The sequence below is a fragment of the Micromonospora humi genome (genome assembly GCF_900090105.1).
Classification (GTDB): domain Bacteria; phylum Actinomycetota; class Actinomycetes; order Mycobacteriales; family Micromonosporaceae; genus Micromonospora; species Micromonospora humi.
Map to the genome: position 1 here is coordinate 149,411 of NZ_FMDM01000010.1, position 14,377 is coordinate 163,787.

Annotated in this window: 10 protein-coding genes; 5 read left to right on the forward strand and 5 right to left on the reverse strand. The window is 74.8% G+C overall.

The window, feature by feature from the left end; genetic code table 11:
• Window positions 1-2,304: a transglutaminase TgpA family protein gene (locus GA0070213_RS19830; protein WP_091066882.1), complete on the forward strand. Its 2,304-nt coding sequence runs from the start codon at window positions 1-3 to the stop codon at window positions 2,302-2,304.
• Window positions 2,305-2,379: 75 nt separating this feature from the next.
• On the opposite strand, the gene GA0070213_RS19835 is transcribed toward GA0070213_RS19830, so the two are convergent.
• Together GA0070213_RS19835 and GA0070213_RS19840 are read right to left on the reverse strand one after the other, a co-directional pair.
• Window positions 2,380-3,180, reverse strand: coding sequence for an SDR family oxidoreductase (locus tag GA0070213_RS19835; RefSeq protein ID WP_091066528.1), 801 nt, complete (start codon window positions 3,178-3,180; stop codon window positions 2,380-2,382).
• Window position 3,181: 1 nt separating this feature from the next.
• Entirely contained in the window at window positions 3,182-4,162 is a 981-nt protein-coding gene (locus GA0070213_RS19840; protein WP_091066886.1) for an LLM class F420-dependent oxidoreductase, read from the reverse strand.
• A gap of 145 nt (window positions 4,163-4,307) precedes the next feature.
• Here GA0070213_RS19840 and GA0070213_RS19845 point away from each other — a divergent pair, with 145 nt between their 5' ends.
• Both GA0070213_RS19845 and GA0070213_RS19850 read left to right on the forward strand, forming a co-directional pair.
• Window positions 4,308-5,519 (forward strand): low temperature requirement protein A, encoded by a 1,212-nt coding sequence (locus GA0070213_RS19845; RefSeq protein WP_091066530.1) that lies wholly within the window; start codon window positions 4,308-4,310, stop codon window positions 5,517-5,519.
• 61 nt (window positions 5,520-5,580) lie between these two features.
• Window positions 5,581-6,456 (forward strand): DUF1028 domain-containing protein, encoded by an 876-nt coding sequence (locus GA0070213_RS19850; RefSeq protein WP_091066534.1) that lies wholly within the window; start codon window positions 5,581-5,583, stop codon window positions 6,454-6,456.
• Between the two features lie 6 nt (window positions 6,457-6,462).
• Here the strand turns inward: GA0070213_RS19850 and GA0070213_RS19855 are convergent, their stop codons facing one another.
• Both GA0070213_RS19855 and GA0070213_RS19860 read right to left on the reverse strand, forming a co-directional pair.
• Window positions 6,463-7,134, reverse strand: coding sequence for a maleylpyruvate isomerase N-terminal domain-containing protein (locus GA0070213_RS19855; RefSeq protein WP_091066538.1), 672 nt, complete (start codon window positions 7,132-7,134; stop codon window positions 6,463-6,465).
• A 10-nt stretch (window positions 7,135-7,144) separates the two neighbouring features.
• Window positions 7,145-8,026, reverse strand: coding sequence for a phosphatase PAP2 family protein (locus tag GA0070213_RS19860; protein WP_091066541.1), 882 nt, complete (start codon window positions 8,024-8,026; stop codon window positions 7,145-7,147).
• Between the two features lie 93 nt (window positions 8,027-8,119).
• Here GA0070213_RS19860 and GA0070213_RS19865 point away from each other — a divergent pair, with 93 nt between their 5' ends.
• The gene (locus GA0070213_RS19865) at window positions 8,120-8,815 is read left to right on the forward strand and encodes a DUF3159 domain-containing protein (RefSeq protein WP_091066544.1); all 696 of its coding nucleotides are present in this window, start codon (window positions 8,120-8,122) and stop codon (window positions 8,813-8,815) included.
• Between the two features lie 288 nt (window positions 8,816-9,103).
• Here the strand turns inward: GA0070213_RS19865 and GA0070213_RS19870 are convergent, their stop codons facing one another.
• Entirely contained in the window at window positions 9,104-12,001 is a 2,898-nt protein-coding gene (locus tag GA0070213_RS19870) for a glycoside hydrolase family 48 protein (RefSeq protein WP_175441416.1), read from the reverse strand.
• An 844-nt stretch (window positions 12,002-12,845) separates the two neighbouring features.
• Between GA0070213_RS19870 and GA0070213_RS19875 the strand changes: the two genes are divergently transcribed.
• Window positions 12,846-14,339: a GH1 family beta-glucosidase gene (locus GA0070213_RS19875; RefSeq protein ID WP_091066550.1), complete on the forward strand. Its 1,494-nt coding sequence runs from the start codon at window positions 12,846-12,848 to the stop codon at window positions 14,337-14,339.
• The last annotated feature ends 38 nt before the right edge of the window (window positions 14,340-14,377 follow it).

Here is a 14,377-nt window from a genome sequence, read left to right on the forward strand (position 1 = left end):
GTGACGCCGCCACGCCCGGCCGCCGCGCCGACGCCGCCGGCCGCGCCGGCGCGCGGGCGGGTGGCCGCCGTGCTGCGGGCGGCGCTGCTGCCGGTGGCGCTGGTCGTGCTGGTGGCGCTCTCCGGCGTGGTGCTGGGCCGGGTGTACGCGGACCCGCTGCTGACCCGGCTGATGGTCGGCGCGGCGGTCGGTTCGGTGCTGGTCGGCGTGGCCGCCCGGCGGCTGCCGTCGTGGCTGGTGGCGCCGGTGTCGGTGGCCGCCCTGGCCGGCTGGACGCTGCTGTCGCTGCGGTTGGCGGCGAGCCACGCCGCGCTGCCCGGCGGGCTCGGCGAGGTGGCCGGCGACGCCGCCCGCAACGCGATTCCCCGGCTGCTCACCGCGATGATCCCGGTGCAGCCGGCACCGGACACCGTGCTGGTCCCGGTGGTGGCGGCCTGGTTGGCCGGGCTGACCGCCACCGAGGTGGCGCTGCGGGCCGGCCGGGTGCTGCTGGGCTACCTGCCACCGGCGCTGCTCTACGCCGGCGCGCTCTACGTGGTGGGGCCGAACGCGGCGCCGGCGGTCGGCCCCACCGTGTTGTTCGCGGCGGTCGCGGCCGTCGGCCTGGCGGCGCCCGGACGCCGCGGCGATCCGGCGGCGGGCGACCCGGTGGCCGGGCTCGCCCCGGCGGTACGGGCGGCGGTGCGGCTGCGGCTGGCGGCGGCGAGCGCGGCCGGGCTGGCCGTGGTGGTGGCGCTCGCCGCGCTGCTGGCCCCGGTGGTCGCCGGGCAGGTCGACGAGCGGCCGGTCGACCCGCGCCGCTACGTGGAGCCGCCGCAGGTGGAGTCGCTGGACGAGAACCCGCTGATCCGGGTCTCCGGTTGGGCGTTGAACCCGGACCAGCGGCTGCTCGACGTGCGCACGGTCACCGGCTCGACCGAGGGCGGGCCGCCACGGATCCGGCTGGCGGTGCTCAGCGACTACGACGGGGTGACCTGGCGGGTGGGCGCCACGTACCGCAACGCGGGGCGGATCCTGCCCGCTGTCGATCCGGCGCCGGGCGCGACGACCGACACGGTGCGCCAGGAGATCACGGTGGCGGACCTGACCGGGCGGCTGCTGCCGGCCGTGCCGACGCCGCGCGAGGTGGGCGGCGCGCGGGTGGCGTACGACCCGGCGAGCGGGACGCTGATCCGGCCGGAAGGGCTCGCTTCGGGGCTGCGGTACGACGTGTCCTCGGTCCGGGAGAGGCCGGACCCGAACCTGGTCACCACGGCGAACGTGCCGGCCGGGGACGCGGTGTCGCGGGTGCTGCGGGTGCCCGACGGCGCGCCGGAACAGTTGCGCCGGCTGGCCACCCAGCTGGCCGAGTCCAACGGCGCACCGTACGCGCGGGCGGACGCGATCGCCACGTTCCTCGCCGAGCACTACCGGGTGACCGCCGACGCGCCGAGCGGGCACGCCTACCCGAACCTGACGTTCTTCCTGTTCGGCCCGCGCAACGGCGGCGGGCAGCGCGGCACGTCGGAGCAGTTCGCGGCCGCGTTCGCGGTGCTCGGCCGGCTCGCCGGGCTGCCCACCCGGGTGGTGGTCGGGTTCCAGCCGAAGGCGGACGGGCCGGTGCGGGCCGCCGACGCGTACGCCTGGCCGGAGGTGCTGTTCGAGGGCGTGGGCTGGGTCCCGTTCGATCCGATGCCGCGCCCGGACGAGGAGCCCCGCCCGGTGGAGGAGGACTTCCGGCCGCAACCGGAGGAGCCGCCGCCGTCGGAGGTGCCGGCGCCGACCGAGCAGCCCACTCCCACGCCGCCGGCCGCCGCGCCCGCGCCGGGTCGGGCTCAGGGCGGCCCGGGTACGCCGGTGCTGGTCGGCGGCGGCGTCGGTGGCCTGTTGCTGGTGGTCGGGGCGGTGTTGGCGGCCCTGGCGGCGATGCGCCGCCGGTTGAGCCGGTCCCGGCTGGAGCGGGGCGACCCCGGTGCGCGGATCGCGGGCGCCTGGCGGGAGCTGACCGACGCGCTGCGGCTGGCCGGCCGGCCGGTGGGTGAGGATCTGTCAGCGGCGGAGGTGGCCGAGCGGGCCCGGCGCGCGCTCGCCGAGGCCCGCGCGGGGGCCGGCGGTCCATCGGTCGGCGACGTGGACTCCAGTGGCGTCGGAGAGCTGGCCGGACTGGTCAACCGGGCCACCTTCGGCCCGGGCACCTCCCCGGACCAGGCGGAACGGGCGGCGATCCTGGTCGCCTCGTACGGTGACGCCCTGCGCGACGCCCGGCCGCGGTGGCGGCGGCTGTGGTGGCGGGTGCACCCGGGCCCGCTGCGGTGGCGGCGCTGACAGGAAGGAGACCCGCGCCGGGGGGGTCCGACGCCGAGCGGCGCGAGCACGGCGGCGCCCGAGGGTGGCGGCCGGTCAGCGGTCGGCGGCGCGCAGCTTGCGGACCAACTTGCGCAGGCCGGCCTGCCAGCCGTCGGGGTCCTCGGCGCGGCGGCGGGCGTAGTCGGCCACCTCCGGGTGCGGCAGGATGAGGAACCGCTCCTCGGCCAGCCCGGCCACCACCGCGTCGGCGACCTGGTCCGGGGCGATGACCGCGCCCGACGCGGCGATCACCCGGGCGCCCAGGTGCCCCTCGGCGAGGCCCTCGGCGAGCATCGGGGTGTCCACGCCCTGCGGGCAGAGCGCGCTGACCCGGATGCCGGCGTCCCGGTAGGTGATCGCCACCCACTCGGCGAGGCCGACCGCCGCGTGCTTGGTGGCGGTGTACGGGGCGTCGCCGACCGCGGTCAGCAGGCCCGCCGCCGAGCAGGTGAGCAGCAGGTGCCCCTGCCCCCGGCGCAGCATCCCCGGCAGCACCGCCCGGACGCTGTGCAGGTGCCCGAGCACGTTGACCCGCCAGGCCCGGTCCCAGTCGGCGTCGGGCGCGTCCAGGCCGCCGCCGGTGGCCACCCCGGCGTTGGCGCAGAACAGGTCGATCCGGCCGTGCTGCCGCTCGGTCTCGTCGACGAGCGCGCGCACCGCCGCCTCGTCGGTGACGTCGAGCCCAACGCCGGTGGCGACCGGGCCGATCGCGTCGGCCGCCGCGCGGGCCGCGTCGGCGGCCAGGTCGGCCAACACCACGGCGGCGGCGCCCTCGGCGACGAATCGCCGGCCCAGCGCCGCGCCGATGCCGCCGGCTCCACCGGTGATCACCACCACCCGGTCGGTCAGGTTCATCTCAGGCCACCTCTCCGGCGCCGGCCCCGAGCCGGGGCACCAGGTCGAGCCAGGCCGCCGCGCCGCCCTCGGTGAGTTCCGGGGTGGGCAGCACCGCCAGCACCGGTACGTCGACGCCGTGCGCGGCGTACCGGCGGGCCTCGGCCGCGCACCGCTCGGGCGAGCCGTGCAGGACCAGCGCGTCGACCACCTCGTCGGGCACCGCGGCGGCGGCGCCGCGCCGGTCCCCCGCCTCCCACGCCCGCCACATCGCCCCCAGGCTGTCCTGCCGGCCCAGCCAGCGGTGGAAGGCGGCGTACGCGGGCACGGTGAGATAGCCGGTGATCATGCGCCGGCCCAGGGCTCGGGCGTACGCGGTGTCCTCGGTGGGGCAGACGAAGATCCGGGCGGCGACCTCGAAGCCGGGGCGGCGCTCGCCCAGCTCGGCGAGCGCGGTCGGCACGTCGGTGGCGGCCAGCCAGTTGAGGATCACGCCGTCGGCCTCGGCGGCGGCGAGCCGCAGCATGCCGGGACGCAGCGCGGCGAGTAGCACCGGTGGCGGCACGGTCGGTGGGCGCTCCAGCGTGAACCGCCGGACCTCGAACGTGTCGAACGCCCCGTCGACGGTCTCGCCGTCCAGGGCGGCGCGCAGGAAGCGCAGCACGTCGCGGGTCCGCCGGTACGGCTCGTCGAACGGCACCGCGTTCCAGTCACGTACCAGCACCGGCGAGGACGCGCCGACGCCCAGCGCGAAGCGACCCGGCGCGGCCTCGGCCAACGCGGCGGCGCTCATCGCCAGCAGCCCCGGCCCTCGGGTGAAGACCGGGGTGATCGCGGTGCCGAGCCGCAGCCCGGGCGACCAGGCGGCGGCGAGCGCCAGCGGGGTGAACGCGTCGGTCCCGGCCACCTCCGAGGACCACACGTCGGTGAAGCCCGCTTCCTCCACGGCGGCGTAGACGGCGGCGTGGTCGGCGAGCCTGATGCCGCCCAGCGGAACGGTCATGCCCCATCGGTTCGTCACCCGGTCGATGGTGCCCGCCGGCACGGCCCGGAGCAAGATCGGAGGCGATAACGCGCGATCCGCACCGCGCTGGCCGGAAAGAGTGTTACGACTTCCCGGTGGACGTCGGCGCGGGCGGGGAACGGCGGTGAGGATCGCCGAGCCGGCCGCGCTGCGCCCGGACGACGACGACAGCGAGCGGGCCACCTTCCTGGAGCTCTTCTTCGACCTGGTCTACGTGTTCGCGCTGACCCGGATCTCCGCGCGCGCGTTCGAGGACCTGGCGCTGGAGGGCGGCCAGACCTACTGGTCGGCGGTGACCGGCGGCGGCAAGACGCTGCTGCTGCTGCTCGCGCTCTGGATGCTCTGGCAGGGCACCGCATGGACCACCAGCCGCTACGACCCGTACCACCTCTGGCTGCAGGTCATCGTGATCACCGCGCTGGTGTCCGCCATGGTGATGGGGGTGGCCATCCCGCGGGCGTTCAGCGGGGCCGGTCTGGCGTTCGCCGCCGCGTACGTGGTGGCACAGGTGGGCCGCTCGGCGATCCTGTTGCTGGTGCTGCGCCGCCTGCAGTACCGCCGGCTGAAGCTGCGGATGCTCATCACCTACTGCGTGGCCGGGGTGCTCTGGCTGGTCGGCGGGGTGCTGCCCACCAACGCCCGGGTGGTGCTCTGGAGCACCGCGCTGCTGGTGGAGTATCTCGGCAACCGGTTCGGCTGGCCGGTGCCGGGGCTCGGCCGCTCGACCATCTCCCGCTGGGACATCCACGGCAAGCACCTCGCCGAGCGGTACCAGCAGATCTATCTGGTGGCGATCGGCGAGACGATCCTGATCGCCGGCCTGACCTTCACCCGGTCACCGGGCGGATGGCCCAGCATCCTCGCGTTCGCCGCCGCGCTGGCCACCTCCGTGCTGCTGTGGCGGATCTACGTGCAGCGGGCCGGGCAGATCCTCGGCGAGGCGGTGACCGGGGCCGAGCACCCGGCCACCATCGGCCGCTCCGCGGCCGACACCCACCTGGTCATGGTGATCGGCGTGGTCGCCACCGCGATCGGCTACGAGTTGGCCATCGAGCACCCCACCGGGCACAACGAGCTGCCGTGGCTGGCCATGGTCCTGGGCGGACCGGCGCTGTTCCTGGCCGGGCGGGCCCGCTTCGAGTACGAGGTGTTCGGCCGGGTCTCCCCGTCCCGGCTGGTGGCGATCGCCGCGCTGGCGCTGCCGGCGCCGCTGCTGGTGCACGTCGCGCCGCTGTTCGGGGCGGTGTGGGCGGTCGTGGTGCTGACGGCGGTGGCGGTGGCCGACGTACGCCGGGCGTGGGGACGCCCGCCGGAGGATCCCGCACCGCCGTTCTGACCGCCGGTCACCTCCGACCGGTGCGGGGACGCCACGCCCGCCACCGGGCTACGATCCGCGCGTGACCTTCTCGCTCGTCGCCCGCTCCGCCGACGGGCACCTGCACGGCGTGGCCGTGGCCAGCCGATTCCTCGCCGCCGGGGCGCTGGTGCCGGCCGCCGAGGCGCGGGTCGGCGCGGTCGCCACCCAGGCCCACGCCAACCTCGCCTACCGCGCGCAGGCCCTGGCCATGCTGCGCACCGGCGTCACCGCCGCCGACGCGGTGGCCGGCCTGGTCGCCGCCGACCCCGGGCGTGACGACCGGCAACTCGCGGTGGTCGGGGCCGCCGGCGCCGGGGCCACCTGGACCGGCCCGCGCTGCCATCCCTGGGCCGGCGGGCAGGCCGGCGACGGATGGGCCGCGCAGGGCAACATCCTGGACGGCCCACAGGTGATCGACGCGCTGCGCGACGCCTGGCTGACCGGCACCGACCTGCCGTTCCCGCAGCGGATGCTGGCCGCGCTGGCCGCCGGCGACCGGGCCGGCGGCGACCGGCGCGGCCGGCAGAGCGCCGCACTGCTGGTGGTGCAGCGCCACGGCGGCTACGCCGGCACCGGCGACGAACTGGTCGACCTGCGCGTGGACGACCATCCGGACCCGGTGGCCGAGCTGCGCCGCCTGCTCGGCCTGCACACCATGATCTTCGGCCGCCCGGACCCGGCCACCCTGCGCGACCTCACCGGCCCGCTCGCCGTCGAGGTGGCGGAGCTGCTCGCCGCCGCCGGGCACCCGGTCGGGCCGGCCGGCCTGGACGACGCGCTCGCCGCCTGGTCCGGCCTGGAGAACCTGGAGGAACGCTTCGTGCCCGGCCGGATCGACCCGATCGTGCTGGACCACCTGCGCCGCGGCGCGGCGGGCCGGCCGTCCCCGGCCGGATCCACCGGACCGGTCGGCTGAGCCGCCTCAGCCGCCGAACGCGAGCCGGCGGATGCCGGCGGCCGCCAGCGCCGCCCGCTCCGCGCCGGTCAGCGGCAGCCGGCCGGTGGCCTTGCGCAGCGCGGTGGACGCGTCCCAGCCGAGCGCGCCGGGCACGGGCCGCCCGGCGGTGAGCACGTCGAGCACCACGGCCGCCGCGGCCGGCGTCGTCCAGGGCCGCCGGTCCAGCGCGTCGGCCAGGTCCAGGCCGTGCACCGCGACCTCCACCACCCGGGTACGCAGGAACTCGGTCACCGCCATCGCGTCGCCGTGCCGGGTGCGCACCACCCGTCCGGGCGGCGCGGCGGCCACCGCCGCGTCCGTGGCCCGCCAGGCCCGCCCGAACTCGCGTGCCACCTCGACCGCGCCCGGATGCTCCCGCGCCGCCGCCCGGGCCCCGTCGATGCGCTCCCGGTCGACCTCGGGCGCGAACTTGGCCGCGCCGAAGTAGTCGGACGCGGTCACCTCGGGTCGCGGGGGCGCGGGCCCGGCGAGCATCGCGACCAGCCGGCCGGCCCCGGTGCGTACGTGCGCCAGCAGGTCCCGCACCTGCCATGGCGGGCACGGCGTCGGGCGGTCCAGGGCTGGGTCGTCGAGCCCGCGCAGCACCCGCTCCAGCCGCTCGCACTCGTCGCGGAACGCCGCCCGGACCGACGCCACCCCGGTGGCCTCAGCCCTTCCAGCGGGGCACCAGCCGGTGCACCGTGGCGAGGACCAGCGCGGCCAACACGGCGATCGTGCCGACGATGCCGGCCGCGCTGCCCGCGTACCCGACGAAGAGCGGACGGCGGCCGAGCTCCCCGACGGCGATCGTGGATCGGTCGACCAGCCAGGACAGCGCCAGCGCGGAGACCAGCAGGGCCAGCGCGCCGCCGACGCCGAGCACGGCGGCGGCCAACCGGTGCGCGTCGCCCGGCTCCACCACGGCCCGTTCCCGCTGGAAGACGAGCAGCACCAGCCCGGCGACCGCGGCCCACGCGCCGACCAGCAGGTACGCGGCGACCGCGTCGCTGGGCCGGTGCCAGCCGGCGGAGAGCGTGGCGACGCCGGCGGCGGCCGCGTAGCCGGCGCCGATGAACGCGCCGGCCACCCGCAACTGCCGGGGCAGCACCAGGATCAGCGCGACCGCCACCGAGGCCGCCACCGTGGTGTGGCCGCTGGGCAGGCTGTTGCCGGCGGCGGCCCGTTCCGGGTCGATGCCGAAGTCCGGCCGGGCCAGGAAGTACTTGAGTGCCTGGGTGCTCACGTTCGCGCCGGCGATCAGCAGCGTCGCGGTGACGGCGAGCGCCTTGCGGCCCCGGATCAGCGCGATGAAGCCGATCACGGCGGTGGCGGCCAGCAGCGACACCGCGGACATGGCGTTGAGGATGGTGTCCACCGGCCCGTCGACCCGGTCCTGCCCGATCTGGTTGCCGGTCAACGCGACCGTGTCCAGCCACTGACCCAGTCGGGTGTGCACGGCGAGCCGCCACAACACCAGGAACGCTGCCGTCTGGGCCAAGGCCAGTACGACCAACCAGACCGCCGTCCAACCCCTCGCCGTCTCCCGCACCCGGACAACTTAGCGGTCGGCCCGCTGCGGCGCGCGGCGGAGCGCCCCGGATTCCGGCGTAGGTTGAGTCGGGCTTTCTCGAGGAGGTGGCAGGTGACCGGTACGCCGGATCGGCAGCGGTCGGCCGGGGCGCGGCCGGAGTCGCTGGCCGACCTGCTCGGGGGTCGACGGGGGGCGGTCGACGCGACGCTGCCCCCGCTGGCGTTCGGGCTCGGCTGGGTGCTCGGCGGGCTCGGCGGCGGGGTGCTCGCCGCGGTGGCGACCGGAGCGGCGGTGGCCGCCTGGCGCTGGCGGCGCGGCGACCGTCCCCGCTCGGTGCTGATCGGGTTGCTCGCGGTCTGCCTGGCCGCGTTGATCGCGGTGCGCACCGGCCGAGCGAGCGATTTCTTCCTGCTGCAGATCGCGTCCAACGCGGCCAGCGCGCTGGCGTGGGCGGTCAGCGTGGTGGTGCGCTGGCCGCTGCTCGGCGTGGTGGTCGGGCTGGCGCTCGGGCAGCGGGGGCGGTGGCGGCGCGACCCGGCGCTGCTGCGGGCGTACGGCCGGGCGAGCTGGGTGTGGACCGCCACCTACGTGCTGCGGATGGCGGTGTTCGTCCCGCTCTGGCTCGACCGGCAGGTGGTCGCGCTGGCGGTGACGCGGGCGGCGCTGACCTGGCCGCTGATCGCGGCGGCGCTGGCGCTGAGCTGGGTGGTGATCCGCCGGTCGCTGCCGCCGGGGCACCCGGGGCTGCGGCACCCGGTGGGCGCGTCCGACGCGGACCGCGGGCCGGTGGCGGGGCCGGAAAAATAGTGGAGAGGCCGCCACGGGGGGAGCGGCCTCTCCGTCAAATACGTTACTCCGTCAACGCCACAGATGTGATCCCGTGGGGCGCTGAATTTTGCGTGCCTTTTCGCGCCATGGGTCGCCCCCGGGCGGAGTGGTGGGCCGGTCCGTCCGCTGCGTCGGCCGGACGGCCGGCCCACCCGGCCTGACCGTGGGCGTCAGGCCGTCCGCCGACCCGGCCGCTCCGTTCCCCCATCGGCCGGGTGGGCGTCCTCCGTGGGCGGGGCATCTCCCGCCCACGGAGGAGTCGTCACCTCACCCCTGCGGGAAGTAGGTGCCGTAGTCGGCGTACGCCATGGCGACGTCCGCCTGCGCCCAGAACCGGTGGTAGTTGAAGACCGGCTCGGCGCCGCCGTCCAGGTACGCCTGCACCTTCGGCCAGTCCGGGTCCTTCTTGTAGAAGGACCGGATGTCCAGGAAGCTCTTGCCGGCGGCGATGGCGTCGCCGTTGGGCATCTTCCCGGTCCAGCCCGGCGGCACGTAGAGGCCCTGACCGTCGGCGGCGTTGTAGACGTCGTCGAAGCGCTTGTAGTCACCGCGCTTCTCCGGCATCGACACGCCCTTGCTGTCGGAGGCCGCCGAGAGCGCGTCCAGCAGGCCCTTGGCGGTGTTCTTCGCCGCGACGTTGCCGGACTTGGCCGCGTACGCGATGAGGGTGCGGGCGTAGGCGGCGGCGACACCGACGTCCTGGCCCTTGACCGTCACCTCGACGTGCAGGTTGGTGTTCGGCTGCGGGCTGCTCGGGTTCCAGTTGGCCGGCTGGCCGGTCCACTTCATGTCCGACGGGATCGACCAGTTGGTGCCGGTGGTGGTGTTGGCGATCGCCCACGGCACCCACTTGTCCAGCAGCGCCTTCGCCTTCGCGTTGCCGGTCTGCAGGTAGAGCTCGGCGATGCGCTGCATCGACCAGGCCTGCATGCCGAACCACTGGTTCGACGGCGGGTCGTTGTAGACCGGGTCGACGTCGTAGAACATGCCGTAGAAGGTGGCGGTGCCGGCCGGCGGCTGGGCGTAGCTGCCGTCCCAGCTGTTGGTGGCGCCGCCGGCGATGCCGCCCTCGGCGGACTGCAGCCAGGTGTAGAACTCCAGCTGCCGGTCCATGCTCTTCTGCCAGTCGGAGACCGCGGTCGGCGACTTCGGCTTCAGCTCCGCGACGTTGGTCATCGCCCAGGCCGCGAACGGGTTCTGGTAGCCGAAGTGGCTGTGGCTGGAGCCGATCCGCCACGACCAGTTCTGGCCGGCGTCGTAGGCGCCACCCCAGGCGTAGTACCAGGAGAGCAGGTAGTGCGCCGAGTCACGGCCGCTGCCGGCCGGGCAGGCGGACGCGCCGACACAGTTGCCGATCTTCTTGAAGTACTTGTCGAACAGCGCGTAGCGCAGGTAGTCGCCCATCTTGGCGGCCTTCGCCACGGTGGCCGCCACGTCGGCCTCCTTGCCCTGCGCCTTGGCCCAGGTCAGCGCCCAGTAGGCGGCCTGCACGGCACGCGCGTCGGCGTCCGGCGCGTTGGTGTACTTCCACTGCTTGGCGGGGGCGCTGGACTCCTTGACGAACAGGTCGAGGTAGCCGTTCGGGCCGCCGTGCTTGAACGTGTCGCAGGACGGCTGCGGCACGGTCTCCCACACCGACTCCTGGGTGCCCCGCTGGAACGTGTTGATGTAGGCGGGCTTGGTGGTGCCGTCGCCGCAGCGGCCGAAGCCGTAGGTGTTGTCGACGTCCAGCAGCCAGTGCATGCCGTAGATGTCGCCGGTGCCGTAGGTGGACTGCAGCTCCGAGCGCAGCGGGTCCTGGCCGACCGGGACGCTGGCCTCCAGTGCCGAGGGGTACTGGCTGGGCAGGTTGTGCTCGGCCGCGTACTGCGGGGTGCCCGGCGAGCCGGCGGTGGCCTGGTCGGCGTGGCTCGGGATGATGTACTTCTCGGTCACGGTCCAGGCGTTGTTGAACGGTCCCCAGTTCTGGGTGACCCGGCCGTACTGGGCCTCCAGCCAGATCCAGAAGCTGAACGCCTCCGAGGTGGTCTCGTGCCCGTGGTCGGGCGCCTCGACGATCAGCGTCTCGATCGAGTGGTACGGCACGCCCTCGGGGCTGAAGTAGCCCGAGTTCTTGATCTTGCCGTACTGGTCGAGGAACTTCTTGATGTAGGCGTTGTCGCCGCCCGGGGTGTCGTTGTCGATCTCGGTGGCGACCACCGAGACCGGGGCGTACCCGGTCGCCGACGCGGTGATGGTGGCGGTGCCGCCGACGGTGTCGGCGTCCTCGGCCGCGGAGACGGTGGCGGTGACGCCGGTGCTCCAGTTGCTCGGGGTGAGCGTCAGCGTCGACGGCGAGACGGTGATGTCGCTGTCACCGGTGACGGCGAGGGTCACCGGGACGTTGGCGCTGGGCGCCGCGCTGAGCGTGTAGCGGACCGTGGTGCTGCCGCCCTCGTCGACGCTCACCGCCGACGGGGTGGCGACCAGCTTCGGCCCGGTGGCCGCGGTCACCGTGAACGACTTCTCCGCCGTGGCGGTGCCGCCGGCGTTGTCGTACGCCTTGGCCTGCACGGTGTAGCTGCCCGCCGGCAGGCCCAGCAGGTCGTAGCCGTACGGGGCGGTGGTGTCGGTGTTGACCAGCAGGCCGTTGCGGTAGAACTCGACCTTGCTGATGGTCCCGTCGGGGTCGCTGGCGGTCGCGGTCAGCGGGACGTCGGCCGGGGCGGTGAACGGGCCGGCCGGCACGCCGAGCGAGACCGTCGGCGGCTGGTTGGTGGAGGCGCCGTTGCAGGCGACCCCGTTGAGCGTGAACGCGCTCGGCTTCGGGTTGCTGCCGCTGAACGAGCCGTTGAAGCCGATGTTCGTGGACGCGCCGGTGGGCAGGCTGCCGTTGTACGACTCGTTGGTCGCGGTCACCTCGCTGCCGGACTGGCTCCACTTCGCCGACCAGCCCTGGGTCACCCGCTGGCTGCTGTTGGGGAAGGAGAACTTCAGCGACCAGTTGTTCAGCGCGTCACCCAGGTTCTTGATGGTGACGTTGGCGGTGAAACCGCCGCTCCAGTCGTTTGTCGCGTAGGTGACGTCGCAGGCGGGTGCGGCCTGCGCGGCGGTCGCCGGCAGGGCCACCCCGCCGATGGCGAGGGCGGTGGCGGCGAGCATCGCCGTGCGGCGACGTCTGGCCAAGAGTCTCATGTGGGCGGTGTCTCCTCGGACCGGGCCGGGACCCAGGGTCCCGGCGGGGCGCCTCCACGCGGCCGACGGGCGTACGCGGGGGGACGGAGGCGTCCGGAAAGGGGGTCGTCCCGGCCGTGCCGGGGATCGGGGCGCCGCACCGGTTGTTCACCGGGTGCCCTCGGCGGCCCGTGCTCGCGCGAGCTGGCTCCGCATCGCGTGTCGAGAGTCTGCCATGGAAGCGCTCCCACCACAATGGCCAGGGCAGACACCCACGTCCATGTTTCGATCTCGTTTAGGGGCTTTCACAAAGCCGTGACGCGGGTTACAGTCGCAGCATCGCCGATGGGAGCGCTTCCATCGACGGAGATGTAAGTACTGAATCGCCGGGGACACCCGTGCCCGGCGTATCGGCCCAGTGGCCGACGGCGATACCAGCCCGGACGCCGCCGCCGGCCATCACCCGCCAGACGGAGGGAGGTGGAACCAGAGCCACTCGCGTGGCCCGGCTCCCGCGCGACACGCACGACGGACGCCAATTCCAAGTCGTGTGTGTGTGCATCTCGGTGGGGACGGGGGTTGCCCTCCCCCGTCCCCACACTAAACCCCCGTTGTCGACGGCAAAAGAGGCCGACGGGACAGGCGTGACACGCCACCCGGACGGCCTTTCGCGCTATCTGCCCCATCCTCGCCGCTCGCCCCCCGCCCCCGAGCGACACCCGCCCACCCCACTCCGGCCGCCCGCCGGCCGCGCCGCGACCGCGCCGCGACCGCCGGAATCGAGGCCGGCCGCCTCCGGCCTATGCTGGGAGCGCTCCCGGCCCCCGGGCGGCCCGTCACTTCGAGGAGAACCTCCATGTCGTTACTCACCCGACGGCGCCTGCTCCGCCGCGCCGCCCTGTCCGCGACCGCCGCGGGCGCGGCCCGGACCGGGCTCGCCGGCGCCACCGCGGCGGGGCTCGCCGCCTCCGCCTCCGCCCTCGGCGCCTGTGACTCACCGCCCGAGCGCGAAAGCGACGCGGAGCGCAACGGCACGCTGCGCTTCCCGCCCGGATTCGGCTGGGGGGCGGCCACCTCGGCGTACCAGATCGAAGGGGCCGCCAAGGAGGACGGGCGGGGTGAGTCCGTCTGGGACACCTTCAGCCGCACCCCGGGCCGCACCGCCAACGGCGACACCGGCGACGTCGCGGCCGACCACTACCACCGGTACGCCCAGGACCTCGACCTGATGCGCGAGCTGGGGTTGCGCAGCTACCGGTTCTCCATTTCCTGGCCGCGGATCCAGGCCGACGGCTCCGGCCGCCCCAACCAGCGTGGCCTGGACTTCTACCGCCGCCTGCTGGACGGCCTGCACGAGCGCGAGATCGCGCCGATGGCCACCCTGTTCCACTGGGACCTCCCCCAGGCGCTGCAGGACGACGGCGGCTGGGAGAACCGGGACACCGCCGAGCGCTTCGCCGACTACGCCGACGCCGTGTTCCGCGCCCTCGGCGAGCAGGTGCCGGTCTGGCTGACCATCAACGAGCCGAAGACCGTGGTACAGAACGGTTACCTCACCGGCCACCACGCCCCCGGTCACCAGGACGAGGCCGCCGCCTATCTGGTGGCCCACCACCTCCAGCTCGCCCACGGCCTCGCCGTGCAGGCGCTGCGCGCCTCCGGCGTGCCCGGCCGCATCGGCCCGGCGCTCAACCTGCACCCCTGCTACCCGGCGGACGACAGCACCGAGGCCGCCGCCGCGACCACGCTCTACGACGGCTACGAGAACCGCCTCTACCTCGACTCGATCTTCAAGGGCGCGTACCCGCGCGACGTGCTCGCCGACCTCGGCCCGGACAGCCGGATGGCCCGGGCCGTCCGCGACGGCGACCTGAAGATCATTTCCAGCCCGGTGGACCTGCTCGCGGTGCAGTACTACACCCCGCTCTACGTCACCGGCAGCGGTGACACGGTCCGCAGGTGGCCCACCTCCCAGGCCGACTGGCAGCAGATCTACCCCCAGGGCATGTACGACATCCTGACCCGGGTCACCCGTGACTACGGCCGGGTGCCCATCACCATCACCGAGAACGGCCTGCCCTGCCCCGACGCCCCCGGCCCGGACGGCACGGTCGACGACGCCGGCCGGGTCACCTTCCTGCGCGACCACTTCACCGTCGCCCACAAGGCCATCACCGACGGCGTGCCGCTGGAGAGCTACCACGTCTGGTCGCTGCTGGACAACTTCGAGTGGAACGAGGGGTACGAGCAGCGCTGGGGCCTGATCTACGTGGACTACCCGACCCAGCGCCGGATCTTCAAGCGCAGCGCCCACTGGTACCGCGACGTGATCCGCCGCAACGGACTCTAGGCCCGGTGGGCGTGGCCCGGCCGGCGGCGCCGCCGGCC